Below are 23,868 nucleotides of genomic sequence, written 5' to 3'. Positions count from 1 at the left end.
ACATGACGGATACGCGGAGTTTCTCTGCGGGACATCACGCCATCGCGATCTTCGCGATGGCGCTTGTCGTTGCAGCGTCCAATTACCTGGTACAGTTTCCCGTCGAGCATGTCGTCGGCGGCATAAACCTGGCTGATACGCTCACCTGGGGTGCCTTCACCTACCCGATCGCGTTCCTGGTCACGGACCTGACCAACCGCCGCTTTGGCCCCGCTGCAGCCCGCAAGGTTGTCATCTCGGGTTTTGCCCTGGCGATTGTTGTTCCGATGATCTTCTGGACCCTGGACGAAGCCTTTACGACGCCGCGCATCCTGATCGCTTCCGGCACAGCGTTTCTCGTCGCCCAACTGCTTGACGTCACCATCTTTGACAAATTGCGCCGCATGACCTGGTGGAAGGCGCCGATGGCCTCTTCCCTGATTGGCTCCGTGATCGACACGCTGCTCTTCTTCGGCATCGCCTTTTCTGCAAGTTTCGCCTTTGTGGACGCGCTGTTCGGCTCCGAGGACGGCTCGCTGGCCTTTCCGGTGCCATTCCTCGGCATCGGCGGTGAAACGGAAGTTCTGCTCTGGATCTCGCTTGCAGTGGGTGACTTAATGGTCAAAGTGCTGGTGGCCCTTGCCCTGCTGGCGCCTTACCGGATCGTTCTGAATATCTTCCGGCCTGTCCCGGACGGATCAGTCGCATAAATCCGAAACAGCCGTCCAAGAACCAATTCTCCGTTTTACGCCGGATGTGCTACGCACGTGATGGCGCACATCCGAACGTTTAAAAAAGACGGAGTGAAAATATGGAAGTGACTTCCGGCGGTTGCCTGTGCGGTAAGGTCCGGTTCGTCGCCAAAGGGCAGCCATATCGCGTCGGCCTTTGCCATTGTATGGACTGCCGCAAGCAGCACGGTGCGCTTTTTCATGCGTCCGCCATCTTTCCGCAGAGCGCGGTAGAGATCGAAGGTGAGACGCGCAGCTACCAGGGACGCTTCTTTTGCCCTCACTGCGGATCATCCGTCTTTTCGCGAACGGCTGATGAAATCGAAATCAATCTTGGTTCATTTGATTCCACGGATCAGTTCAAACCGACATATGAGCTTTGGACGGAACGCAGGGAGAAATGGTTGCCCGAGTTTCCGCTGAAAGCTCGTTACGCCCGCGACCGGAGCTCGGACAGCCGAACTGAGGATTAATAATCCGGCCCTTCCCTAGACGGTGCGAATTCGCGACACCCAAATCCGGGATTCAAAAGATCAATCGTTGAGACGGAAACGCAAAAATACCGTCCGCTGCAACATGGACCGGTTGTTGTCCGACAGGAGCGTCAGGATGGTTTCGCCCTGGCCGGTCTGGTGAACCGCGAGTGCTTCCATATTGTCGATCTGGTAGTTGAAATCCGCCTCAAGCATGACGTCACCCTCAAGCACGGCGCCGGGTATGATCGACGCAGCATCGAACCGGCGCAACCGCAGACCGATCAGGTCTCGCAAGTTAAAGCGCCGCTCCATCAGGATGAGGTCGCCGTTCGGAAGAAACGCCGCATCCGTGGCGTCGAAACGGTTCCGGCGTTTGATGGAAAACCGCTCGAACCCGTCCGGCCCGATGATGAACGCCGAAAAATCATGGGCGTCGCTCCTGCTTGATTCCGCAACGGCGATCATTTTCCCATGAAGTGCGCTCCCTTCAGGAGCGGCTTCCAGGGATTCAAGACCAGCGTTGCGCGGCAGGGAACGCACATCTGCCGGCAAACTGACCTGGCCCAGCATATGTTCCTTGCCCGTCGTGAGCGGCCAGGGATAGTGATAGATTGCGTTCTTGAACTCTGCGGTAACGTAAAGACCGGAGCTTGCAAGTGTCAAAGCTTCTGTGTCATGCCCCCAGCGCGCCTGCAGGGTCTTTCCGTCGGCACCCAGAAGAGGAGCAAAGCGAATGTTCCTGATGTCGAGCGGAGCGCCGTCCGCAGCCTGGTCGACCTCACCGCTGACCCAGTGACCGTTGTCAGTCACTGCAAGAAAGCCCTGCCCCTCGTCAAGGCTGAGCAGGCCCGAAAGCCCGCCCACCTTCCGGTCTGAAGCGAGCAATTCCAGACCACCCAGGAAGGTGAGGTCACCAAACACCGTCTCGGGATGACCGATCTGAAACGTTTCGATTGGCCGCGTGCGCGCCGCAACGGACTTGGCGTCCTTCAGGATTTCCTGAACCTGAGCATCAGCAACGCTTACGGCGTGAGGCGAAAGGGAAAAAAGTGCGACAAATGCGATGCTGAAACACAATAGTCTCAATCGCATTGCCATCCCCGACCCGATCTCCTATCGGCGGCCACCGCGGCGCTTGCCACGGGTTTGATACTCTTGCTGCACTTCGTCGTCGAAGAGGTCGGCAAGCTGATCCGTCATCGCGCCGGCCAGTTCCTCCGCATCCACAATCGTTACGGCACGCCGGTAGTATCGTGTGACATCGTGACCGATCCCGATAGCAATCAGCTCGACCGGCGAACGCGTTTCGATTTCCTCGATCACATAGCGCAGATGCCGTTCCAGGTAGTTCCCGGGATTGACCGACAATGTGGTGTCGTCAACCGGCGCACCGTCTGAAATCATCATCAGGATGCGTCGCTGCTCCGGGCGGCCGAGCAACCGGTCGTGAGCCCACAGCAACGCTTCACCGTCAATATTTTCCTTCAACAGGCCTTCGCGCATCATCAGGCCAAGATTACGGCGGGCGCGGCGCCAGGGCGCATCGGCCGATTTGTAGATAATGTGGCGCAGGTCGTTCAGACGGCCAGGCGTTGGTGGCTTGCCGGCACCGATCCAGCTCTCGCGTGACTGTCCGCCTTTCCAGGCCTTGGTGGTAAAGCCAAGGATTTCGACCTTGACACCGCACCGTTCCAGCGTGCGTGCCAGGATGTCGGCGCAGGTCGCGGCAACCGTGATCGGCCGCCCACGCATCGAACCGGAATTGTCGAGAAGGAGGGTGACCACCGTGTCGCGGAAATTCGTATCCCGCTCCTGCTTGAAGGCGAGTGGCGACATCGGGTCGGTAACTGCTCGGGTCAGACGCGCCGTGTCGAGCAGGCCTTCTTCCAGGTCAAAGTCCCAGGCACGGTTCTGCTGTGCCATCAGTTTTCTCTGAAGCCGATTGGCCAGCCGCGCGACTGCGCCCTGAAGATGCGTCAACTGCTTGTCGAGGAACCCGCGCAACCGGTCCAGCTCCGCCGTATCGCAAAGTTCCTCGGCGGTGACCGTCTCGTCGAATTGCTGGGTGAAGACCCTGTAGTCTGTCTCGGGCCTGTTGGAAAACGGTGTGTCCTGACGATCGGCTTCACCCGGTTCCTCGGAATCCTCCGCCATATCCTGTTCGGCGATATCTTCCATATCCATGTCGGCGGCTTCTGTGTCGCCGGCTTCCTGCTCTTCGCCGGAAAGCTCCATATCCTGTGGCGAGGCGTCCTGCTCGCCGCTATCGTTTTCGTCGTCGTCGCCGGTTTCAGCTTCCTCGTTGTTTCCGTCGTCTTCGTTCTGATCGGGATCAGCGTCCTGGTCCTGATCACCCAGGTCGTCACCCATGTCGAGCGACTTGAGAACATCACGGAACCGGTTGGCAAAGGACCCCTGGTCCTCGACTTCGGCCTGCAGCAGATCAAGCTCGGCACCGGCCTTGTCCTCGACCCAGCCGCGCCACATGTCGACAAGGTTCTTTGCACTTTCAGGCGGCAACTCTCCCGTCAGCCTTTCGCGGACGATAAGCGAAAGTGCATCCTGCAGAGGTGCTTCTTCCCGGCTGGAAATGTCCGGCGCGCCGGATTTCCGGAACCGGTCGTCGAGCATGACCGCAAGGTTCTCGGAAACACCCTGCATACGCCGGGCACCAACTGCCTCGCACCGGGCTTGTTCGACAGCTTCAAAAATGGCCCTGGCTTCCGATCCCTGAGGCAGGTTTTTCGAATGCAACGCCTTGTCGTGGCACGCGATGCGCAGCGCCATGGAATCCGAAAGTCCACGGGTGACCGCAACGTCCCGTGCTGTGACTTTTCTTGACGGCTCGGGCAGCCGTGCCGTCATACCGCTCAAACCCGGCCGGTCACCGGAAAACAGAACTTCCAGTTCCGCTTCGCCGGAGATCGCCCGCATGGTTCCACTGACCGACTGCTTGAAAGGTTCGGTCGACGGAGCGGGCTTGTTTCCCGGAAGAGTGTTGTGACCCGGACGTGGCGCCATTAATTCCTCAGCTCATTACAACGTTGACGGAGGACTCGGGCAGATCTTCCCCGAAGCAGCGCTGATAGAACTCAGCCACAAGCGACTGCTCCATATCATCGCATTTGTTGAGGAATGTCAGCCGGAAGGCAAACCCGACATCGCCGAATATGTCGGCGTTTTCAGCCCAGGTGATCACGGTACGCGGGCTCATGACGGTCGACAAATCGCCATTGATGAAGGCATTGCGGGTCATGTCGGCAAGACGCACCATTTTGGATACGGTGTTCCGGCCTTCGTCTGTCTGAAAGCTCTTGGCCTTTGACAGGACAATATCGACCTCGTTGTCGTGCGGCAGATAGTTCAGCGTCGTCACGATCGACCAGCGGTCCATCTGAGCCTGGTTGATCTGCTGCGTGCCGTGATAGAGGCCTGACGTGTCGCCGAGACCGACGGTATTTGCCGTGGCGAACAACCTGAACGCCGCATGTGGGCGGATAACGCGGCTCTGGTCGAGCAGTGTCAGGCGCCCCGACGATTCCAGGATACGCTGGATCACGAACATCACATCGGGACGGCCGGCATCGTACTCGTCAAAGACGAGCGCAACATTGTGCTGATAGGCCCAGGGCAGGATACCGTCCTTGAATTCGGTGACCTGCTGGCCTTCCCGGATCACGATCGCATCCTTGCCGACCAGGTCGATACGCGAGATGTGACTGTCGAGATTGACGCGGACGCAAGGCCAATTCAGGCGTGCTGCGACCTGCTCGATATGGGTCGACTTTCCGGTGCCGTGGTAACCCGTCACCATCACGCGGCGGTTATGCGCAAAACCCGCCAGGATCGCCAGGGTCGTTGCACGATCGAAAAGATAGTCGTCGTCGCGTTCCGGCACGTGTTCCGACGGCGCGGAAAAAGCCGGTACCTTGAGGCTGGAATTGAATCCGAAAACCTCTTCTACAGAAACCTCGGTGTCCGGCATGGCCGTGGCCGCAGTCGTCGTCTCAGTCATCAGTCCTCCGCTGCCCCGGATTTACGGGCAGGATCATTTGGGAAAAGCCGGCAGGACCCTGCTAGCTTAAAGGAAACCGGCTTTTTTCAGGACGTTATAGGCCTGAATGATCTCCCGCAGGCGGTCCTCGGAAGATCGGTCACCGCCATTGGCGTCCGGGTGGTTCAATTTCACAAGCTCCTTATAGCGCGCTTTTATCTCCGCGCCACGGGCTGTTTGCGGCAGATTGAGCACATCCAGGGACCGTTTTTCAAGCGTTAGAAGTTTTCGCTGGCGTGGACGGCGTCCCTGCTCGGCTCTTTGCTGTGCGTTGCTGCGCATCCTGGCTCTGGGATCATGCCCGTCCGGACCGTCGGCAGCCTGCTTGTTGACGCCCATTTTCCAGGTCGGCCGGTGCCCTGTCAGGCTGTCCTTTTGATACGACCGCACATCCTCGTCACCCATGCCGGTGAAGTAGTTGTAGGACTTGTTGTATTCTCTTACGTGGTCGACACAGAAATTGAAATACTCGCCCTCACGGTCGCGCCCTTTAGGCGCCCGATGCGTGCCAGGGCGCTTACAGCCGGGGTGGTCGCACACAGGATGAGTGTCCTGCGCAGCGCGCTCCTTGTCCGGCTTCACGCGGATACTGTCAAAGAGTTTTGATTCCAGTTTCATGTGGCTGAATATCGAATTCTATCAATGCGCGGGCAACCCGCTTGGTGTTGCATTTCCCCGGTGTCCAAAGTTAATTTCCGCTCACCTTTTATCCCGGGTCTCGAACAGCCCGACACTCTACCAGCCACGACTGGGCCAGCAAAGACTTGACTTTGAAAACACCGATCACACGTTGAGGATCATGACCACAAAAGACACAATTACAGCGAAACTGACGACCGCATTTGACCCCGAGTTCCTGAATGTGATCGACGAATCCGAGAATCACAGGGGCCATGGTGGCTGGCGGGAAGGTGGCGAAACGCATTTCCGGGTCCAGATCTCCGCCAAGGCCTTTGAAGGCATGAACCGTGTCGCGCGTCACCGGGCCATCAACGACCTGCTCCGCGAAGAGCTGGATCGCAGCGTCCATGCGCTCGCCCTCGAGATCCGGTCACCGGATGAGCCGGATCCACGCGCAGCACGGGTGAGTGACAGCGCCTGACGGTCAGCCCTGAGCCGTCGTCCGCGACGTTTCGCCGCTGGGAGATGGCCTCATTTGCCCGAGCGGCATGATGCGCAGCCGCGTGACCCGATTTTTCTCCCGCCTCAAAACGGTGAAACGGAAGCCGTGAAACGTGAAGATCTGACGCTCCTCCGGGATCATGCGGGCCTCATGGATAACCAGACCGGCAATGGTTGTCGCCTCGTCATCCGGCAGGCTCCAGTCAGCGGCGCGATTCAGATCGCGGATCGGAACGGATCCGTCAACGATGACCGAGCCATCCGCCTGGGGGCGCAGGCCCTCCAACTCCAGATCGTGTTCATCGGCGATCTCACCGACGATCTCTTCCAGGATGTCTTCCAGCGTCACCAGACCCATGACTTCGCCGTATTCATCTACGACGAGCGCAAAATGGGACTTGTGCCGCAGGAAGGCGTTCAGCTGATCCTGCAGGCTGGTGGTATCCGGCACGAACCACGCGGGTGCTGCAATATCGAGAATGCTGATCTTCGTGGCGTCGCCGTCGGCCGCATTTAGAGCTCGCAGAAGATCCTTTGCGTGTAAAACGCCAACAAAATTGTCGCTTTCGCCGCGCCAAAGCGGCAAGCGCGTGTAAGGGGCCGCCAAGATAGCGTCGACGAGTTTTACCGGGTCGTCGTCAGCGTTGAGCGCCAGCATGTTGGTGCGGTGAACCATCACATCCGACACTTCCAGTTCGGCAAGGTCGAGCAGACCGCCAAGGCGGTCCCGTTCACCTTTTTCCAGCCCGCCTTCGATGTGCTGCAGATCGACCGCGCCACGCAACTCGTCATGGGCGGACAGGATGAAGGCATCGGCACCCACATTGACACCGAGCAACCGCAATATGTGCCTGACAATCCACTCCACACCGGCGACGATCGGACCGAATACCGCAACGACAACGCGTACAATCGGCGAAACCATGAGCGCAAAACGCTCCGGGTTCGAAATCGCCCATGTCTTCGGAAGCACTTCGGCAAAAATCAGAACAAGCGCCGTCATGACCAGGGTGGCGATGGCGACACCCGCTTCCCCGAACAAGCTCAGAAACACGCTTGTTGCGAGCGCGGAAGCCAGGATATTGACGAGGTTGTTGCCAAGAAGGAGAGCGCCGATGAGGCGTTCCCGCGAAGCGATGAGGCGGCTCGCAACCCGCGCTCGCCAGTCACCGGTCTTTTCCAGTTGCAGGACACGTGCCCGGGACGCCGCCGTCAGGGCCGTCTCCGAACCGGAAAAGAAACCTGACAGGAACAGGAGCACGAAAATGGCTGCGATTGCCAGCCAGAGAGCTGTTTCCATCATCGTTCCAGTTTCTCCTTGAGAAATTCCAGGACAAGCGCCGGGTCCACGCCTTTCTCGACAAAGGCGGCACCGATGCCGCGCGTCAAGATGAAAGTAAGAGCCCCCCGGCTCACTTTCTTGTCTTGCCCAATGATATCCATGAAGGTTTCCGCACCTGGCAACTGACCCGGGATCTGCTGGATCCGTACAGGCAGTCCGACTTCGGTGAGATGGTTTCGCACTCGCGTCACCGTGTCTTCTCCAATCAGCCCCAGGCGGGCGGAAAATTCGTGCGCCAGCATCATGCCGATTGAAACACCTTCGCCATGCACGAGACGTTCGGTTTCGTAAGAGACCGCAGCCTCCAGAGCATGACCGAAAGTGTGACCGAGATTAAGAAGTGCACGCCGGCCGGATTCAAATTCGTCCGCCGCGACCACATCCGCCTTGGCCTGGCATGAGCGGGCGACGGCCTCATCGCGCTCCGGACCGCCTTCGAGTACGGCCGTCCAGTTTTCCTCCAGCCAACTGAAAAAGTCGGCGTCTCCCAACAGACCATATTTGGCGACTTCGGCATATCCGGCGCGAAAGTCGCGCAGCGGCAGCGTATCGAGCACCGCGGTATCGGCAAGAACCAGCGCCGGTTGATAGAACGCGCCAATCAGGTTTTTGCCGTGCCGCGAATTGATACCGGTTTTGCCGCCGACAGAACTGTCCACCTGCGCCAGGAGTGTTGTCGGCACCTGGACAAAGGCCATGCCGCGCCGTGTTGCAGCGGCAACAAACCCTGCCAGATCACCGACGACACCGCCACCGAGTGCGGCCACCGCGTCGCCCCGTTCAAGGCGCGCAGCAAGAACCTCATCGCAAAGCCGTTCGAACTCGGAAAAGCGCTTGGTGCTTTCCCCGGCCGGAACGGTGAGAACGGTATGATCGATGCCCGATGCATCGAGGCTTCGTGAGAACCGGTCAAGATGCAGACCGGCAACCGTCTGGTCGACGATCACGGCAAGCCGCGCACCCGGTAGAACCGATGCGATTTCAGAACCAGCGTTTTCAATAAGGCCGCGACCGATCTTTATGTCGTAGCTGCGCGCGCCGAGATCGACGCGCACCGTATTCCGGTCTGATAGGGCTGGCGCCGCAATCGTGTCTGCCATGTTGTTGTGAATCCAAGTCTCAAGTGAAAGACGAGGGTGAGGTCAAATTGTCCTCACCTTGAAAAAGGTAATGCGCCATGGCGACGACGATCTGGTCTACCACAGCTTCATGCGGGACATCCTTGGAGGTGACCGTCAGGGTCGCCTTCGCATAGACCGGTTCTCGCTCTGCAAGTAGCCTTCGCATCGTGCCTTCCGGATCCGGATTTTGCAGGAGTGGCCTGGTCGCACGGCGCCGGACACGCGCCATCACCGTTTCGAAATCCACTTTCAACCAGACCGAAAGGCCCTGTTCCGCAATTTCCGAACGGGTCGTCTCGCTCATGAAGGCACCGCCGCCGGTTGCCAGAACCTGAGGTCCTTCGCCAAGCAACCTCGCAATGACCCTTTCTTCGCCACTGCGGAAATAGGGCTCGCCATGCGCTGCAAAGATCTCCGAAACCGTCATATTGGCCGCCCGTTCTATCTCGGAATCGGCATCGATGAATTCAAGACCAAGGCGGTGTGCAAGACGCTTGCCGACAGTCGATTTTCCGCACCCCATGATCCCGACGAGCACGATAGATCGCTTCCCGAGCGCCGCGGTGAGGCGATCGAGATCCACTGGTTCTGTTTTTGGATCGTCGAAGGTCGCAACGACGTCCTGTGTCTTTTTGTTTTCAGTCATGGCTGCGTTGTACCATATTCGAAGGAAAAGACACGATGGGGATCAAAGCTGCCGAATATCTTTGCGCGCCTTGCGTAAAAGGCAGTGTTCTTGAAACAATCGGGTATTCGATTCGCCTCCGGGAGATGTTACGTGCCCACCTTGACCCGCCTGCTGCTTGTGCTCGCCCTGCTCGGTGCGATCGGCTACGGCGCGATCTATAGCCTTGCGAATTTGGTCGATCCGCGCGAGCGGGAGATCACGGTCAGGGTCAAAAAGGACGGCTTTGGGCGTTAGGTCAGGACTTGCAGATGGCTACCGGCTTCGATCTGGAAAACTTTCTTGAGATGCTTGCCGCCGAAAGAGGCGCAGCCGACAACACTCTGGACAGCTATCGGCGGGATCTCGAGGATTTTTCGGGCTTTCTCGGCAGAACGAAGATCGCCGACGCCCGGAGTGAAGACATCTCCGCCTATATGGGCGACCTGAACCGGCGCGGATTTGCGGAAAGTTCGCAAGCCCGGCGTTTGTCCGCGCTGAAACAGTTTTTCAAGTTTCTCTATTCGGAAGGAACGCGTCAGGACGATCCGACGCGGACACTGTCTGCCCCCAAAAAGAGAGGCGCGCTGCCGAAGGTTCTTTCCATGGCAGATGTCGACCGCTTGATCGAAACGGCCGAAGCGGAGACAAAAAAACCACAGCGAAGCGCCGCGACAAGACTTCGCGCGCAACGCATGCTCGCCTTGATCGAAGTCCTCTATGCAACCGGATTGCGCGTGTCGGAGCTTGTCGCTCTTCCGGTCAGGGCCGCGCTGCGCGACGAACGTCTGATCGAGATAAAGGGCAAGGGCGGAAAAGAACGGCTCGTCCCTTTGTCGATGGCAGCGCAGCAGGCAATGAAAAGCTATGTTGCGCTGCGCTCAGAAGAAGGCGCCTACGACAAAAGTCCTTGGCTCTTTCCCTCGCATGGTGACAGCGGCCACCTAACACGCCAGCACTTTGCACGCGAATTGAAGGACCTTGCGCTGGCGGCCGGACTCGACGCTTCCAAAGTCTCACCGCACGTTCTAAGGCATGCCTTTGCCTCGCATCTGCTTCAAAACGGGGCGGATTTGCGGGTCGTGCAGCAGCTTCTCGGCCATGCGGACATCTCCACGACACAGATCTATACCCATGTCCTGGACGAGCGTCTGCGGGAGCTTGTTGAAAGCGCTCATCCATTGGCGCAAAGGTGAAAAACCTCTCTATTGCGCTGCAGCAATTGCGCGCCTAAACTCCGCTGCCTAATTTTTTTGCACCGGATGCCAAAAATGCTGCAACCAACCAGCGACTACGCAACATTGAAAGACCGTTTCCGCTGGTCGCTTCCGCCGCTCTACAATATTGCAGCCGCCGTCAGTGACGATTGGGCGGCAAGGGATCCGCATCGTCTCGCAATCCGTCACGTGTTGCCGGACGGCGCAATTCAGGACTGGACGCATCTCCTTTTGAACCAGGCAGCCAATCGCTGCGCCAACGCGCTCGCCGCACGTGGGGTTCGCCGCGGCGATCGGGTCGCTCTTCTTTTGCCGCAAAGTCCGCCGACAGCGATTGCCCATATTGCGGCCTACAAAATTGGCGCAGTTGCTGTACCGATGGCAGCTCTCTTCGGACAGGAGGCGCTTCAGTACCGGCTCTCAGATTCAGGTGCGAAAGCAGTAGTCACGAACGCATCCGGTCTGGAAAAGCTGTCGGTAATTCGGGATGAGTTACCGGAACTCGAGGTCCTGATTTCCGTCGACGGGGCAGAGACCGGCGCTGTCGCCTTCGACGCACTGCTTGAACGCGCAAGCGATCAGTTTGACACGCTGGACACGACGCCGGACGACCCTGCGCTGATGATCTATACATCCGGCACGACAGGCCAGCCAAAAGGGGTTCTTCACGGGCACAGGGTTTTGCCCGGCCATATGCCCGGAATAGAGCTCTCCCAGAATTTTCTCGGTCAGAAGGGCGACTTGCTCTGGACGCCTGCCGACTGGGCATGGGCGGGCGGGCTGTTAAACGCGCTTTTTCCGGCACTTAAACTTGGTGTCCCGGTGGTCTCTTATGCGTCCCGGAAATTTGATCCGGAGTTCGCGTTTCATCTGCTTGAAAGTCAGAACGTTCGCAATGCCTTCATCCCGCCAACGGCTTTGAAGATGCTGCGCGCGGTTGACAGGCCCTCCCGAAGGTACACCTTGAACTGGCGCAGTGTCGGCTCCGCCGGCGAATCCCTCGGGCGGGAGACGTATGACTGGTTCGCCGATGAATTCGGGTTTCCGGTCAACGAGTTTTACGGACAGACAGAATGCAATGCGATCCTCGGGTCGGCAGCGTCCCTGGGCGTTACGCGCTCCGGTGCCATCGGCAAGGAAATGCCCGGGCATAAGGTGGCTATTATCGATAGCAGCGGCGATGTGCTCCCTTCCGAGACCCCCGGACAGATTGCTATCAAACGGCCAGATCCCGTCATGTTTCTGGAATACTGGAACAAACCGGACGCCACGCGGGAAAAGTTTCTGGGCGACTGGATGCTGACAGGCGACCAGGGTGTGATGGATAAAGACGGCTACATTCGTTTTGTCGGCCGGGACGACGACATCATCACGTCGGCGAGCTATCGCATCGGGCCGGGTGAAATAGAGGATTGCCTCATTAAACATCCGGCTGTTGCCCTGGCTGCTGCGGTTGGAAAACCGGACCCGCTCCGCACGGAGATCGTAAAGGCCTATATCGTTCTGAAACCAGAGGAATCTGCGAATGAGGAGCTGGAAAGCCACATCAGGACATTCGTCCGTGAACGGCTTTCCGCGCATGAATTTCCGCGCGAGATCGAATTCATGGACTCACTTCCGATGACAACGACAGGCAAGGTCATCAGACGAAAACTGCGCGAACTCGCCCGGTCCGAGGCGCGTTAACAGGTCGGCCTAGGGAAACCTGAATCTTGCTCTCGCCGCGCGCGCTACGTTGCGCAGGTTGCGTTCCAGAGCAAGGTCAGCGCCGCATAGCTGGATTTTCGCCTCTGCCAAAGGCTGCGCCGACAGAATGAGTGTGCCCGTTTCAAGGCGGCCCCGCCACAAAGGCTCGATCATCGGATGGCCGGGAATGGCGAGGGAGTCGGCAAACTTGAAGTCCGGCAACGCAAGGTTTTCCCGAAACGTGAAAAGGACTAGCTGGGCGCCTGGCGAGTAGCGGCCGAATTCCTCGTCAAAGGCAATCTTCCAGGTTAGGACGTGTCCGTTCTGAACAAAGCAGACGATTGACGCGATCAACCTGTCGCCCGCGCGTAACTCGTCTATGCGAATGGAGCCGGACCGTGAAAACGCGGCAATTGCGTCTTGGGAAAAATGCACAGTCTGTGCATTGCTCGCAAGAGCTGTCTGGCCGCGCCCCTTCCAGCCTCCGGCCTCGAGTTTTAAAAACGCGTCAAAGTGTTCGCCGACCTTAGGACCGGTGATGCTTTCAAAACTGACGTCGCCATGCTCTTCAAGTTTTCGCAGAAGACGACGCATTTCCTTGCGGCGCTTGCCCTTGAATGCATCGGCCAGCTGCGCTTCGCCTTCCGGCCCCGATGCGTGCGCAGCCCGGCGCGATCTTGAGTAGATCGCCGTAGCCAGGCGATCCGGGGCTTGCAGGCGTTCCGCTGTCGCGCTCGCCAGTGGCAGAAACGGTAAAGCCAGTACACCGAGCGGTCCCGATGACGCCTTGAAAAAAAGATCGACATGTTCAGGCCCTGCATCCTGATGCATCAAAGGTGTTCCCAGCGGGGCGTAGTCACTGGTCCACACCTTTGCAATCGGCACGGCAAGGCCCGCAGGGCCGTGGCCGACCGGACAGGACAAAAGCCAGTCACCCGACCGCTTGTTGCGTACTGTCGCCAGCCTGAGCCCTTTAACTTTCAGGTTCTTCAAAAATGGACGAAGGAATTCAGGGCTGAAAAACGGGTTCGGGTCTAGCGCATTGCGGGCAAGTGCTTTCCAGGCGTCAACAGGCAGGTCGCGGCTCAGCGGATCGAATGAAACGGCCTCAAGGGGCGCGGACATTTCGACATCAGCTTTCAACGGGCCGTCTCCCGTTTGAAAGCATCAACGGAACCACAAATGTTGTTACGTTCAGCCTTCGCTTGGCCGCCCATGCAAGCACGGTTGCTTCAAATAGAATTGCGCAACTCGTTGCGATTGCCGCTCCGGCCAGGCCGAGCCAAGGGATGAACATCAGGTTCAAAACAACGTTGAGGGCAAATGTCGCCGCATAAATACCAGCGCATGTTTTCTGGTGTCCCGTCATCGACAGCAGCGCATCCGCCGGGCCGACGGAAGCGCGCGCCAGCACCCCGATCAACAAAAGTGCGATGAGCGGGTACCCGCTCTCGAATCCATTGCCGAAGAGACGCAGCAAGAGGGGCGCCACCAGCAGGAGCACTGCTCCGGCGGCAAGAGAGGGCCAGAACGTCCACAGGCTCGCCTGACGCGTATAGGCGGCAAGACCATTCAGATCCTGGTTATGGATGTAGCTGGAAAACCGATGCGCCGACGCGGCACGAACGGCGAAATAAACAAAATGAACCAGCGCCAAAGTCCTGGATGCCGCGAAATAGACCGCAACCTCGTCAGGGCTTTGAAAGAAACTCACCATGATCACATCGGCGCTTGTGATCAGTTGCAAGAAGCCCTCGACCATGAGCATCGGCGCCGAGACGACGAGCCACGATTTCAGCTCGACCCGCGCCGGTCCGGGTGCCACCTTGCTGGGCAGTTTCCTCTTCAGGTGGACATATTGATAGGCGGCGATCAGCACAGTGGCCGCCACTGCGACAAGCGCGGCGGTTTCCGCACTTGCCGGGAATCCCAGGAAGACGGCGCAAACCAGCAGAAACAGGATGGCAAGCGGCCGCCAGATGTAAGTTGGCAGCATCGCCAGCGACGGCCAGTCGTAGCTGCGCGCAATCCCGTCCTGAACCAGACCGAACGCGAAAAACGGCAGAGCCAGGAACACGATGACCAGTGGAAGCGTGTAGTACGGCTCGATCGCCGGGCTCAGAAGAAAAACGGTCCCGATAGCGCACGCTGCTGTACCGACACCGAAAAGAAACGCGGTCAGCCGGCTGGATTTCAAAAATCCGCGCAGGCTGTCAAAGTCTTCGGCCTGGCGATACTGGGGAATGAATCTGCTGGCCGATGTTGAAAAACCGCCGCATGCCATGACCCCCAGCACAATGACGAATGTCCATGCAACGGAGTAGATGCCGTAGTCGTGCGCACCAAGCAAGCGCGCAAGCACGATTTGAGACAGAAAGGCAAGGGCAGCGCCGGCGACCCTGACAGCAAACGTTGACAACGCCATGCGCCCGGCCGCCTGTTTTTCCGACGCGGGTCCAGATGCTGCAGACACAAATTGGTCAACGCTTTTGCCAAGCGCCTGCGTCCAGGTCGCGTCTTGAAAACGCTTCGTCCAGGAATAGGCGGTAAATCGCACGTTCGGGGCCCTTGAAAATACCTTTCCGTATTTATGTCATGAGGGGCTTAATATTCCGTGGCTTTCATGGGCTGAATATTGGCGTGACTTCACAGATACGTGAGCCCTGACCACAATTCGGCACTGCGAACAAAAGCAATCCCGGCCGCTTGCCAGGGCGCTTTTCTTTTTCGAAGTGCGTTGAGATGCCTTGGGAGCGACCAAGTCGTTGCCGCTTGTTCTCCCGGCTTCAGAACCAGGTGGTCTGCCAGAAAAACAATCGGTTGGTTTCGTTCCAAAGGCGCTAGCCCGGTGAATTTCGGACCGTTGCAGAAGGTTATGTACCCTCTGAATTGTCTGAAGCGCCGCATTCCTGCTTGACATAACACGCGAGAATTGGAACAAATAGAGAACAAATGAATCGCTCAGCTGCGTCCCCATCCCGACTGAACAAGGTCAAGACCCCGCAGCATTGAGTGCAATTGCGGATTAAGAGGGTTGCCTCCCCTTCGATCCGCGTTTCGATCCGGTCCCTGCTGTCGCCGCCAATGCGCAGGGGCCGGATCCTTTTTTGCCTTCGCGCTTTTGGCCGAAAACCCCTGTATCCCAGACACGAACAGCGCCAAAAATTAACCTTAAAAAACGGTAGCGTAACCGTGTTTCCCCTTCTGCATTGCCGAGGCAATAAAAAAACCTTATAGAGCGTTAGAGTTCTCTTATGGGGGAGAAGAGACCAACTAAAACAGGCCGCTCCGCTTGGCATCAAACGGTTTTACGTTATGTCACGCGGCCAATCGGCCCGTGTGCAAAGGCAAAAATGATGTTTAAGGCAATAGCTACAGTAGCATTTGCGAGCGCTCTACTCCTCGGCGCGAACACAGCGAATGCGATGATTATCAACGGTGACTTCGAAGACACCGCAACGCTCGATCCGACGGGACTTGTAAACGGAAACAAACTTTCAAACCTGGCAACAACAGGTTCGTCGTGGGATGTTTTCACGCAGATAAGTGGCTGGACCACAGCCAGCGGCGCGGGCATTGAGGTTCAGACCAACCGGACGCTCGGGAGCGTCGATGCACATTCGGGCCAGCACTACATCGAACTGGACAGTCACCCGAGGCCGAACTCAAATTCGTCCATGGAGCAGGAAGTTGCGCTCGACGTTGGTAAATACGAGCTGTCCTTCTGGTTCAGCCCGCGCAACAACGACGCAAGTTCCAATGGCATTGAATATTCGATCAGCAGCGATCTCGTATCCGGCTTCATCACAGGTCCGGGCGTGTCACCGGTAACTTCTGTGGGGGCCTGGACCCTCGTGAAGGCTCTTTTTGTTGTTGAGACGGCCGGCGATTACACGCTTGCGTTTGGTGCTACAGGAAAACAGAACACGCTTGGCGGCTTTATCGACACGGTCAGTATCACGGCGGTGCCGATCCCCGCAGCCGGTCTGCTGCTTCCCGCTGGTCTCGCGATCCTCGGATTTGCATCCCGCCGTCGCAAGCGCGGATAACTGGCAAAACAAGTTGAAAACTCAGAACGGCCCCTTTGGGCCGTTTTTTGTCCGCCGCGCGCGCTCAACAGGACTGTGAAGCGCACGCCGGATTTGCACCGGCAGCTTTTGTTGCAAAGGCAACAGCGGCTGCCTTATGCAAATTGCCGCCAGAATTGGTAGGAGCGATCCAGGCGATCGAGCTTCTTGCTTTTCTCGGACGGATCTATGTCGCGGCGATTCAGAAGGATCTCTATTTCCTTCCTAAGTTCATCCATATGTTTACTTGCATATCTCAGCATTTACACATCCTCCATTTCATCAACACTTCACACAATGAAAGATGTAGTTCAGAACTCAGATATTCAAATTAAGGTTTTTTCATTTTAGCGCGTTTTGATAATATATCGCTTTAAATATATCTGTTGAACTTATTTCCATTAGACTTCTAATCAAAATAAATCTTTATTCTATTAGGCGATCGAACCTGAAATCTTAGGCTTTAGATCGTTGAACCAGGCAGGTTTGCCTTGCACCCGTGCAATCAGCATGGCTCCTTCAAGCTGTGCAAGTACGCTCAGGGACTGCTTGTGCAAGTCTTCTTCCGTAGCGGCTGATCCCCAAGCTGTCTTCTTCAATCCTCTTTTCAGCCAATCGCCGGTCTTGTCGAAAAAGGATTTGGCTTCTTCCACGACTGCGTCCGGAAGACCCGCCGATTCTGCAGCCAGAACACCGCAGAGACACATCTGCCCGTCTTTTCCAAGAGCCGTTGCAAATTCGGCATGAAGCTTCCCAACAAGCTCATCTGCGCTGACCGCTGGCGTGTCCGGGTCTCCAAGAGTAACCAGAAACCGGTCGGTGTACCGCCGCGCCACCTTTGCACCGAGGTCCGCCTTGGTGGGAAAATAGTAATGAACACTCGAACTTTTTACGCCAACGCCGGACGCGATATCCCGAAAGCTGAAACCGTTGTAGCCGTTTGTTCGAATGAGGGCTTCGGCCAGATCGAGGATTTTTTCTTCTGTATCAGCAGTCGTCGCGGTCACGGGATGCTCTCCTTCTCTACCGACTGATAGATAGGGCTTGACAACCCGGCGCGCAATACAGATATCAGTGACGTGCAATCTACCTACCGATAGATAGATGCGAATTCGAAATCTGAAGATGGACTGGAGACCGGAAATGGACACAAACATTGCAATCATTCAGGGCGGCACTTCGGGCATGGGCCTTGCAACCGCACATCGCCTTGCAGCGCGAGGCATTCCGCTCGTCCTGATCGGACGCAAAACAGACAAACTTGCCACGGCCCGTGCAGAGATCGAAGCACGCCACAACGTGGCCGTTGATACCTGGCAGGCAGATGTCACCCTGCCCGCCGACGTGCAGGGGGTTGTCGAAAGGATAGAAAACCTGGACCGGCCGCTCGGGTATCTCGTAAATGCTGCGGGTTATTTCAGTCCGAAGCCTTACCTCGATCACACAGGCCAGGACTTCGATTTGTATCACGCCTTCAACCGCGGCACCTTCCTGATCACACAGGCAGCGACCCGGAAAATGTCGGAAGCCGGAAAAGGCTCCGTTGTAAACCTTGGATCGATGTGGGCGCACCAAGCCGTCAAGGCCACACCATCGTCAGCCTATTCCATGGCGAAGGCAGGCCTTCACGCGTTTACCCAGCACCTGGCCATGGAGCTTGGTGATCAAGGTATCCGGGTCAATGCGGTCGCTCCTGCGGTCGTTGAAACGCCCATTTACGGCGCCTTCATCCCGGAAGATCAGATCTCGCAGACCTTGAAGCAAGGCTTCGACGCGTTTCACCCGATCGGGCGAATCGGAACCGCGGACGATGTTGCGTCGGCCGTAGACTTCCTGCTTTCAGACGAGGCCGGCTGGGTAACCGGAGCGATCTGGGATGTCGATGGCGGCGTCATGGCCGGGCGTAACTGACCCGAAATCGTTCAAGCACATTGATGCAGCAGCCCTAACCGGTGGCTGCATCAATCCGTAATTGCCTCGACATAGAACCAGCGGCCGGACTTTTTCCGAAACCGGCTGCGTTCGCGGTGGGTGACGAGTTTGCCGCCCGAAAGATACTTTGCTTCAAAAAGAACGGTCCCTTCACGGTCAGCCTCACCGCCGCCATGCACCTCAAGCACGGTCAAACCCGCCCAGTGGTTTTCCGAAGCCCACCGCGCGGTTGCGGGCTCATCGAAACTGCTTTGGTGCTTTGGCCATAAGGTGTCTTTCAGATAAGAAATTCTGTGCCGTGCGAAGGCAGTGTATCTCGACCGCATCAGATCTTCTGCGGTTTTGGGGAGCGATGAGCCGGTAAGATAGGGTTCGCAGCAGGCCTCGAAGGCCGGTCCCCGGCCACATGGGTACACCTGATTGTCCATCCGAACCTCTTGTTGATTTCAACAGACACGCTGCCTAACACTTGAAGCGCCCGTCCGCCATCTTGCGATTCCTGCCGTCACGGATTGATTTGATGAAACTTGCCACGTTCAACATGGAATCTTACGGCGGCGATCGCTACGAAGTCGCCGCGCTGAAGCCCCGCCTGGCGGCTTTGCGTCCCCGCATTGAAGAACTTGAAGCCGACATCCTGTGCCTACAGGAAGTGAATGCGCAAAAGGTCAAGGCAGCTCCGCAGCGGCAATTCCTGGCCCTTGATCTCTTGCTGGCAGGCACGGCTTACGAAACCTTTCACCGGGTCGCCAGCGAACGCGCACCTGGCAAAGGTCCTGGGGACAAGCACAATCTTGTCATCCTGTCGCGATATCCGATCAGCAATCACGAAAGCATCTTTCAATTGCGTGCGCATGCGCCGCTGTGGCAGCCGACCACCGCCGACCCGGGCTACGACGCGCCCGAAGAAGTCACGTTCGAACGGCCTATCCTGAAAGCGCAAATCGATCTCGGTGCGCCAAAACCGCTGCATTTGTTCGTTGTGCATCTGCGCGCACCGATCGCAGCCATGATCCGCGGCGGCAAGACGGCCGCAAGAACCTGGAAAAGCACAGCCGCCTGGGCAGAAGGATACCAGCTGTCTGTCCTCAAGCAGTCGTCCCAGGCGCTTGAGTTGCGACTGGCGGTTGAAGACCTGTTTGACAGGGATGAAAAGGCACAGATCATCCTGACTGGTGACTTCAACGCGACGGGCGAGACCGGAACACTGCGTCTATTGCGCGCCGACCCTGATGACACGGCCTCTCCGGAATGGGCGCACCGCAGGCTTTTCCAGATAGACGCGTCCCTGCCGATTTCAAAGCGCCAGACCGTCCTTCACAAGGGCAAGGGGCAGGCGCTCGATCATATTCTGGCAAGCGTCACCTTGACCGACAGGACCCGGGACGTGCGCGTCTTCAACACAGGCTTGCCCGACGAGGTTTTTGACGCCGGTGACGAAGACTACGCAGGCTCGTATCACGCGGCCATGCGCGCCGAGTTCGATTTATGAAACGGAACCTGAAACGTCACTGCGGCCTCAGCGAATTTATGTATTTTGCCAGATTTGCGATTTCCGTGTTTCCCAAGCTCATATTCGGCATTTTCGGGTGCGGATCTGCAAGGAAGGTCGCAAGCGTGGTTTCCGTCCAGTCCGGATCCTGAGCAATGTCATAAAAGCTCGGAAGCGAAACACTCGCAGCCGTCGGTTGATCCTGCGACACCAGGTGACAGGAGGAACACCATTGCAGTGCCAGGGTTTTTCCAGCCGCTGCGTCTGCTCCAACAGCCGGCATGGGCATTGCACCCAACATCAGAATCGCAAGCACCAGCACCGATGGGGCTGCGTTCCTGGCCCTAGAGCGCGATAACCTGAAAACTTCCGGGCACCGGATCATGCGCGTCTCCTTCTGACAACCGATGATTTGATAATTCGAGACTGGCTTGTTTCCCGCAATTCGGCCTTGCGGTGGATCAAATTGCCCCCCGTGCGAACAACCTAAGCGCGCTTTTGTGTTGCCACACAAGAAAGCTTCCGACACACTTTCGGAAATCACAACATGGGAGATAATGTTATGCGACGTCGCTTCAGAACCCTGGTTTGCGCGCTTGCAGCTACGACGCTGATACTGCCGCCCATCCAAGTCGCTGCGCAGAGCACTCCCATCTATGCCCTGACGGATCTTTTCCACCCGGTAACGTCACAAAACGGGATGGTGGCAAGCCAGGAAGCTGTCGCAACGGCTGTCGGAGTAGAAATTCTGCAAAAGGGTGGCAACGCGGTGGACGCTGCAATTGCCACAGGCTTCGCGCTGGCGGTGACGCTGCCGCGTGCGGGCAATTTGGGCGGCGGTGGTTTCATGATGATCCACATGGCCGACAGCAACGAAACGCTGGCACTGGACTATCGCGAAAAGGCTCCCACCGGTGCGTTCAAGGACATGTTTCTGGGGCCGGACGGCGAACCGGACAAGCAGAAGTCGCGGTTCTCCGGCCTTGCCATCGGCGTGCCCGGTACAGTTGCCGGATTTGCCGCAGCGTTCGCCGAATACGGCAGCGGTAATGTGACATGGCAGGATCTCATCGCGCCCGCGATTGAGTTGGCGGGGGCCGGGATCACAGTGACACCCGGCTTGTCCGCGGCCCTGGCCGCCAGAGCCGAACGCCTGACGAAGGACCCTGCCACCGCGGAAATATTCTTCAAGGCCGGTGGAGTGCCCTACTTGCCTGGCGAAACGCTTGTTCAGGCGGATCTCGCGCGCACCCTGGAGTTGATTTCCGAACAGGGTGCGGACGGCTTCTACAAAGGCGAAATCGCTGAGAAAATCGCAAAGAAGGTCCAGGATGCCGGCGGCAGCATGACCGTGGAAGATCTTGCAGACTACCAACCCGTCTGGCGCGATCCGGTCGTGGGAAAGTATCGGGGCTACGAGATCGCCTCAATGCCGCCTCCGTCTTCCGGTGGCGTTCACATCGTCCAAATCCTGAACATACTGGAACGTTTCCCGATGAATGAGTTCGGCCCGAACTCGGCCGATTCCATTCATGCCATGTCCGAGGCAATGCGTCTGGCCTATGCCGACAGATCCAAATATCTCGGCGACCCTGACTATGTCAGTGTTCCGATTGAAGGACTGACGTCCCCCGATTATGCGGCCGAACTCACCAAGACCATTCAGATGGAGGTGGCAAGACCCTCCGAAGAGGTCAAGCCGGCCAATCCATTGCCTTATGAAAGCAATGAAACGACTCATTATTCGGTCGTCGACAAGGACGGTAACGCTGTTTCGAACACCTACACGCTGAACTTTTCCTATGGCTCGGGACTGACTGCCGACGGAACCGGTGTTCTGCTGAACAACGAACTCGATGACTTTTCGGCAAAACCCGGTGTCCCGAACGCCTACGGTCTGATTGGCGGCACCGCCAATGCCGTCGAAGGTGGCAAGCGTCCACTCTCTTCCATGAGCCCGACACTTGTCTTCAAGGATGGTCAGTTTCACCTGGCAACCGGATCTCCGGGCGGTAGCCGCATCATCACAACGACGCTGCAGATCATCCTGAACATTGTCGACCACCAGATGAATATCGCCGAAGCCACTGTCGCGCCGAGGATCCACAATCAGTGGCTTCCCGACGAAATCAGGATCGAGGAAGGCGTTTCACCGGACACGGTCAGGCTGCTGGAGGATCGCGGACACACCGTGGTGGTAAAGAACGCAATGGGCTCGACGCAGTCGATCATGAGCATCGATGGCGTTCTGGCCGGGTTTTCCGACCCGCGCCGTCAGGGGGCTCTCACTCTGGGCTACTGAGCTTTCGGCGGATAATGGCGATTGAGCGTGCTCTGGCTGTCCAGATCCCGCAGGTGTTGAAAGAAGCTTTCTGCCGAAACGGCCAGGAAGGACACCAGCAGCACGCCGATATAGGTGGAATGTTCGAGCAACTCCGCCCGGTCGCCGACAACGACGTCGAAAATCGTGAACCCCAGAAAAACCGTTATCGAAACGGCGATGGCCAAATCCGTACGGTAGGCCACGCCGGGCTTGCCCTGGAGCAGCCTCATGCCCGCCCACACAAAAATGCCGGCAGCGGCAAATTCGACAAGACCCGCAAAGATCAGGGTTGCCTGAATGAATGCGGGGTCCAGCGCGAGCCTGTCGAAATACATGGTGAACTTCTCGACCCGGTGGTTCCCCCACCAGTGAACCAACCAGATATCCTGCCGGGCGAAGAATTTGTCGAGACCGTTCAGCAGCCAGAAGAAAAACCAGAAGATGATGACGACTGCGGTTATCGGCTGACGAAGTGCATGCATGACAGATGCCGTTCCCTGAACTCTGGATTGGTCATGAGTTACCAGAAATCCGTTGAGGATTGGTTAGTGTTCACATTTGCGTGAACGACTCATTCTCAAGACCGCCTCAGCGAGCAGTCAAGGTCTGGTGAACAGCTGTGTGGTTATTCAGTCCTTCAGGAAAGCTTTGGCCACCATGGAGGCAAACCGCTGATCCAGCCGGATCCTGTCTTGCGCGGTCATGCCAGGCCAGATGATCTGGCTGCCGACATAGGCCGCGTATTCGAGCTGCGCGATCTCTCTGGCGAGCGTCTCCTCCAGGCCCGCACTGCGGTAGAGCCCGACAACAAATTCGGTCCGGACCTCGTCGACGTCCTGAACGATCTGTCGTGCAATCGCGTTTGACTGCGCGAATTTGCGCACCGCGCGCTCAAGGTCCTGGTCCAGCAAATTGGCAATATCGGAGAGGGTCTGCGCTCGGTTTTCCTCAGGCTGCTGCATGATCGCGTCTGCGACATCCAGAGTGTTGCGCTGCTTCCACGCCAGGAACAGCGCCTCAAGAAACGCGTTGTGGTCCTTGAAGTGGTGGTAAAACGAGCCCCGCGTACGGCCAGCTGCGCTGCAGAGCGCGTCCACCGTCAGGCCGGCCGCACCCTCCTTCGCCAGACGCACAAGCCCCAGATCCAGCCAATCCTTCTTCGAAAAACGCGCCATTCAACTTCCTAGATGCCACCGGCAATACCGAAACACGCAATCGGCAGGAATAGCCAGCCTTGCGGCATTGCTTTGTAGGATTGTTCTTTCAAGGGGGGAAGCGCCAGTCCCAACAGGCAGAAGGACACCGCCAGTCCCGTTGCGGTCCATCCGAGTTCCCAGCTTTGCGGATACGCGGCAGCAATTGCAAACATGATTGCCATTGCAGCAAGTGCGATCGTTGCGATGTGCCAGCAATAGTAACTCACATACTTGGGGACAGGACTTAATCCGGTTGCTTTCAGCAAGGGAACCGCAATTTGTCTGCCGCCCAGAAACGTGTGGATCAGGCAAGTGAAAGCAGACAATGCGGCTGCAACAACGAGAAAGGAATTCATCTTGATTCTCCAAACATACCGTATGTTATGGTTTGTTTAGTCTCTCTGGCGAAGCTCCGCAATGCGGCGGGACGTCACGGGCATAATCAGGAATTTGCAACTTCTGGCGA

The 23,868-nt window shown here is 57.5% G+C and carries 25 protein-coding genes; 10 read left to right on the top strand and 15 right to left on the bottom strand.

Annotation, left to right across the window (positions count from 1 at the left end):
* The first annotated feature begins 2 nt into the window (after nt 1–2).
* Nucleotides 3–689: a queuosine precursor transporter gene (locus tag Q0915_RS21555; protein WP_299478595.1), complete on the top strand. Its 687-nt coding sequence runs from the start codon at nt 3–5 to the stop codon at nt 687–689.
* 101 nt (nt 690–790) lie between these two features.
* Nucleotides 791–1,183: a GFA family protein gene (locus Q0915_RS21550; RefSeq protein ID WP_299478592.1), complete on the top strand. Its 393-nt coding sequence runs from the start codon at nt 791–793 to the stop codon at nt 1,181–1,183.
* Between the two features lie 60 nt (nt 1,184–1,243).
* On the opposite strand, the gene Q0915_RS21545 is transcribed toward Q0915_RS21550, so the two are convergent.
* From Q0915_RS21545 to Q0915_RS21530, 4 genes are all read right to left on the bottom strand, one after another.
* Nucleotides 1,244–2,278: an esterase-like activity of phytase family protein gene (locus Q0915_RS21545; protein ID WP_299478589.1), complete on the bottom strand. Its 1,035-nt coding sequence runs from the start codon at nt 2,276–2,278 to the stop codon at nt 1,244–1,246.
* 21 nt (nt 2,279–2,299) lie between these two features.
* Nucleotides 2,300–4,207: a cobaltochelatase subunit CobT gene (gene cobT / locus Q0915_RS21540; RefSeq protein WP_299478587.1), complete on the bottom strand. Its 1,908-nt coding sequence runs from the start codon at nt 4,205–4,207 to the stop codon at nt 2,300–2,302.
* A gap of 7 nt (nt 4,208–4,214) precedes the next feature.
* Complete coding sequence (gene cobS, locus Q0915_RS21535) at nt 4,215–5,201, bottom strand: cobaltochelatase subunit CobS (protein ID WP_299478585.1); 987 nt, start codon at nt 5,199–5,201, stop codon at nt 4,215–4,217.
* 66 nt (nt 5,202–5,267) lie between these two features.
* A complete protein-coding gene (locus Q0915_RS21530; protein ID WP_299478582.1) occupies nt 5,268–5,858 on the bottom strand; it encodes a DnaJ domain-containing protein in 591 nt (196 codons plus the stop codon).
* Nucleotides 5,859–6,039: 181 nt separating this feature from the next.
* Here Q0915_RS21530 and Q0915_RS21525 point away from each other — a divergent pair, with 181 nt between their 5' ends.
* Nucleotides 6,040–6,342, top strand: coding sequence for a BolA family protein (locus Q0915_RS21525; protein ID WP_299478579.1), 303 nt, complete (start codon nt 6,040–6,042; stop codon nt 6,340–6,342).
* 3 nt (nt 6,343–6,345) lie between these two features.
* Here the strand turns inward: Q0915_RS21525 and Q0915_RS21520 are convergent, their stop codons facing one another.
* The 3 genes from Q0915_RS21520 to Q0915_RS21510 are packed head-to-tail and all read right to left on the bottom strand — an operon-like array spanning nt 6,346 to nt 9,471.
* A complete protein-coding gene (locus tag Q0915_RS21520; RefSeq protein WP_299478576.1) occupies nt 6,346–7,665 on the bottom strand; it encodes an HlyC/CorC family transporter in 1,320 nt (439 codons plus the stop codon).
* Nucleotides 7,662–8,804: a 3-dehydroquinate synthase gene (gene aroB, locus Q0915_RS21515; RefSeq protein WP_299478573.1), complete on the bottom strand. Its 1,143-nt coding sequence runs from the start codon at nt 8,802–8,804 to the stop codon at nt 7,662–7,664. Before aroB ends, Q0915_RS21520 begins: the two co-directional genes overlap by 4 nt.
* Before the next feature lie 19 nt (nt 8,805–8,823).
* Complete coding sequence (locus Q0915_RS21510; RefSeq protein WP_299478570.1) at nt 8,824–9,471, bottom strand: shikimate kinase; 648 nt, start codon at nt 9,469–9,471, stop codon at nt 8,824–8,826.
* Nucleotides 9,472–9,603: 132 nt separating this feature from the next.
* On the opposite strand from Q0915_RS21510, the gene Q0915_RS21505 reads away from it, so the two are divergent.
* The 3 genes from Q0915_RS21505 to Q0915_RS21495 all read left to right on the top strand — a co-directional run bounded on the left by Q0915_RS21505 (nt 9,604) and on the right by Q0915_RS21495 (nt 12,392).
* Nucleotides 9,604–9,747 (top strand): hypothetical protein, encoded by a 144-nt coding sequence (locus Q0915_RS21505; protein ID WP_299478567.1) that lies wholly within the window; start codon nt 9,604–9,606, stop codon nt 9,745–9,747.
* Between the two features lie 14 nt (nt 9,748–9,761).
* Nucleotides 9,762–10,685 (top strand): site-specific tyrosine recombinase XerD, encoded by a 924-nt coding sequence (gene xerD / locus Q0915_RS21500; protein ID WP_299478564.1) that lies wholly within the window; start codon nt 9,762–9,764, stop codon nt 10,683–10,685.
* 75 nt (nt 10,686–10,760) lie between these two features.
* Complete coding sequence (locus tag Q0915_RS21495; RefSeq protein WP_299478562.1) at nt 10,761–12,392, top strand: AMP-binding protein; 1,632 nt, start codon at nt 10,761–10,763, stop codon at nt 12,390–12,392.
* Nucleotides 12,393–12,401: 9 nt separating this feature from the next.
* Here Q0915_RS21495 and Q0915_RS21490 read toward each other — a convergent pair whose 3' ends face one another.
* Both Q0915_RS21490 and Q0915_RS21485 read right to left on the bottom strand, forming a co-directional pair.
* Nucleotides 12,402–13,535, bottom strand: coding sequence for a GNAT family N-acetyltransferase (locus Q0915_RS21490; RefSeq protein ID WP_299478560.1), 1,134 nt, complete (start codon nt 13,533–13,535; stop codon nt 12,402–12,404).
* The gene (locus Q0915_RS21485; protein WP_299478557.1) at nt 13,525–14,817 is read right to left on the bottom strand and encodes an oligosaccharide flippase family protein; all 1,293 of its coding nucleotides are present in this window, start codon (nt 14,815–14,817) and stop codon (nt 13,525–13,527) included. Before Q0915_RS21485 ends, Q0915_RS21490 begins: the two co-directional genes overlap by 11 nt.
* A 931-nt stretch (nt 14,818–15,748) precedes the next feature.
* Here Q0915_RS21485 and Q0915_RS21480 point away from each other — a divergent pair.
* Entirely contained in the window at nt 15,749–16,441 is a 693-nt protein-coding gene (locus Q0915_RS21480) for a hypothetical protein (RefSeq protein ID WP_299478554.1), read from the top strand.
* Between the two features lie 452 nt (nt 16,442–16,893).
* On the opposite strand, the gene Q0915_RS21475 is transcribed toward Q0915_RS21480, so the two are convergent.
* Nucleotides 16,894–17,466 (bottom strand): TetR/AcrR family transcriptional regulator, encoded by a 573-nt coding sequence (locus Q0915_RS21475; RefSeq protein WP_299478551.1) that lies wholly within the window; start codon nt 17,464–17,466, stop codon nt 16,894–16,896.
* A 136-nt stretch (nt 17,467–17,602) separates the two neighbouring features.
* Between Q0915_RS21475 and Q0915_RS21470 the strand changes: the two genes are divergently transcribed.
* Nucleotides 17,603–18,370, top strand: a complete 768-nt coding sequence (locus Q0915_RS21470; protein WP_299478548.1) for an SDR family oxidoreductase — start codon at nt 17,603–17,605, stop codon at nt 18,368–18,370.
* A 50-nt stretch (nt 18,371–18,420) separates the two neighbouring features.
* On the opposite strand, the gene Q0915_RS21465 is transcribed toward Q0915_RS21470, so the two are convergent.
* A complete protein-coding gene (locus Q0915_RS21465) occupies nt 18,421–18,819 on the bottom strand; it encodes a YchJ family metal-binding protein (protein ID WP_299478545.1) in 399 nt (132 codons plus the stop codon).
* Nucleotides 18,820–18,911: 92 nt separating this feature from the next.
* Between Q0915_RS21465 and Q0915_RS21460 the strand changes: the two genes are divergently transcribed.
* Nucleotides 18,912–19,883 (top strand): endonuclease/exonuclease/phosphatase family protein, encoded by a 972-nt coding sequence (locus Q0915_RS21460; RefSeq protein ID WP_299478542.1) that lies wholly within the window; start codon nt 18,912–18,914, stop codon nt 19,881–19,883.
* A gap of 16 nt (nt 19,884–19,899) precedes the next feature.
* Here the strand turns inward: Q0915_RS21460 and Q0915_RS21455 are convergent, their stop codons facing one another.
* Nucleotides 19,900–20,268 (bottom strand): c-type cytochrome, encoded by a 369-nt coding sequence (locus Q0915_RS21455; RefSeq protein ID WP_299478539.1) that lies wholly within the window; start codon nt 20,266–20,268, stop codon nt 19,900–19,902.
* 177 nt (nt 20,269–20,445) lie between these two features.
* Between Q0915_RS21455 and ggt the strand changes: the two genes are divergently transcribed.
* The gene (ggt, locus tag Q0915_RS21450; protein ID WP_299478536.1) at nt 20,446–22,185 is read left to right on the top strand and encodes a gamma-glutamyltransferase; all 1,740 of its coding nucleotides are present in this window, start codon (nt 20,446–20,448) and stop codon (nt 22,183–22,185) included.
* Here ggt and Q0915_RS21445 read toward each other — a convergent pair.
* The 3 genes from Q0915_RS21445 to Q0915_RS21435 form a co-directional block, all read right to left on the bottom strand.
* The gene (locus tag Q0915_RS21445) at nt 22,179–22,688 is read right to left on the bottom strand and encodes a hypothetical protein (RefSeq protein WP_299478533.1); all 510 of its coding nucleotides are present in this window, start codon (nt 22,686–22,688) and stop codon (nt 22,179–22,181) included. The two genes, ggt and Q0915_RS21445, sit on opposite strands and share 7 nt — an antisense overlap.
* Nucleotides 22,689–22,835: 147 nt before the next feature.
* Entirely contained in the window at nt 22,836–23,381 is a 546-nt protein-coding gene (locus tag Q0915_RS21440; RefSeq protein WP_299478529.1) for a TetR/AcrR family transcriptional regulator, read from the bottom strand.
* Nucleotides 23,382–23,389: 8 nt separating this feature from the next.
* Nucleotides 23,390–23,758 carry a hypothetical protein gene (locus Q0915_RS21435; protein ID WP_299478526.1) on the bottom strand — a complete coding sequence of 123 codons (369 nt, stop codon included), beginning with the start codon at nt 23,756–23,758 and terminating at the stop codon, nt 23,390–23,392.
* Between the last annotated feature and the right edge of the window lie 110 nt (nt 23,759–23,868).

Source organism: uncultured Roseibium sp. (assembly GCF_947494555.1).
Taxonomy (GTDB): Bacteria; Pseudomonadota; Alphaproteobacteria; order Rhizobiales; family Stappiaceae; genus Roseibium.
The sequence above is the reverse complement of the archived record's forward strand: the minus strand, read 5'-3'. Positions and strand labels throughout refer to the sequence as shown.

Coding starts and splice junctions, on each gene's coding strand:
- Q0915_RS21555 (WP_299478595.1), top strand. CDS start 3: ATGACGGATACGCGGAGTTTCTCTGCGGGACATCACGCCATCGCGATC.
- Q0915_RS21550 (WP_299478592.1), top strand. CDS start 791: ATGGAAGTGACTTCCGGCGGTTGCCTGTGCGGTAAGGTCCGGTTCGTC.
- Q0915_RS21545 (WP_299478589.1), bottom strand. CDS start 2,278: ATGCGATTGAGACTATTGTGTTTCAGCATCGCATTTGTCGCACTTTTT.
- cobT (WP_299478587.1), bottom strand. CDS start 4,207: ATGGCGCCACGTCCGGGTCACAACACTCTTCCGGGAAACAAGCCCGCT.
- cobS (WP_299478585.1), bottom strand. CDS start 5,201: ATGACTGAGACGACGACTGCGGCCACGGCCATGCCGGACACCGAGGTT.
- Q0915_RS21530 (WP_299478582.1), bottom strand. CDS start 5,858: ATGAAACTGGAATCAAAACTCTTTGACAGTATCCGCGTGAAGCCGGAC.
- Q0915_RS21525 (WP_299478579.1), top strand. CDS start 6,040: ATGACCACAAAAGACACAATTACAGCGAAACTGACGACCGCATTTGAC.
- Q0915_RS21520 (WP_299478576.1), bottom strand. CDS start 7,665: ATGATGGAAACAGCTCTCTGGCTGGCAATCGCAGCCATTTTCGTGCTC.
- aroB (WP_299478573.1), bottom strand. CDS start 8,804: ATGGCAGACACGATTGCGGCGCCAGCCCTATCAGACCGGAATACGGTG.
- Q0915_RS21510 (WP_299478570.1), bottom strand. CDS start 9,471: ATGACTGAAAACAAAAAGACACAGGACGTCGTTGCGACCTTCGACGAT.
- xerD (WP_299478564.1), top strand. CDS start 9,762: ATGGCTACCGGCTTCGATCTGGAAAACTTTCTTGAGATGCTTGCCGCC.
- Q0915_RS21495 (WP_299478562.1), top strand. CDS start 10,761: ATGCTGCAACCAACCAGCGACTACGCAACATTGAAAGACCGTTTCCGC.
- Q0915_RS21485 (WP_299478557.1), bottom strand. CDS start 14,817: ATGGCGTTGTCAACGTTTGCTGTCAGGGTCGCCGGCGCTGCCCTTGCC.
- Q0915_RS21480 (WP_299478554.1), top strand. CDS start 15,749: ATGTTTAAGGCAATAGCTACAGTAGCATTTGCGAGCGCTCTACTCCTC.
- Q0915_RS21470 (WP_299478548.1), top strand. CDS start 17,603: ATGGACACAAACATTGCAATCATTCAGGGCGGCACTTCGGGCATGGGC.
- Q0915_RS21465 (WP_299478545.1), bottom strand. CDS start 18,819: ATGGACAATCAGGTGTACCCATGTGGCCGGGGACCGGCCTTCGAGGCC.
- Q0915_RS21460 (WP_299478542.1), top strand. CDS start 18,912: ATGAAACTTGCCACGTTCAACATGGAATCTTACGGCGGCGATCGCTAC.
- Q0915_RS21455 (WP_299478539.1), bottom strand. CDS start 20,268: ATGATCCGGTGCCCGGAAGTTTTCAGGTTATCGCGCTCTAGGGCCAGG.
- ggt (WP_299478536.1), top strand. CDS start 20,446: ATGCGACGTCGCTTCAGAACCCTGGTTTGCGCGCTTGCAGCTACGACG.
- Q0915_RS21445 (WP_299478533.1), bottom strand. CDS start 22,688: ATGCATGCACTTCGTCAGCCGATAACCGCAGTCGTCATCATCTTCTGG.
- Q0915_RS21440 (WP_299478529.1), bottom strand. CDS start 23,381: ATGGCGCGTTTTTCGAAGAAGGATTGGCTGGATCTGGGGCTTGTGCGT.
- Q0915_RS21435 (WP_299478526.1), bottom strand. CDS start 23,758: ATGAATTCCTTTCTCGTTGTTGCAGCCGCATTGTCTGCTTTCACTTGC.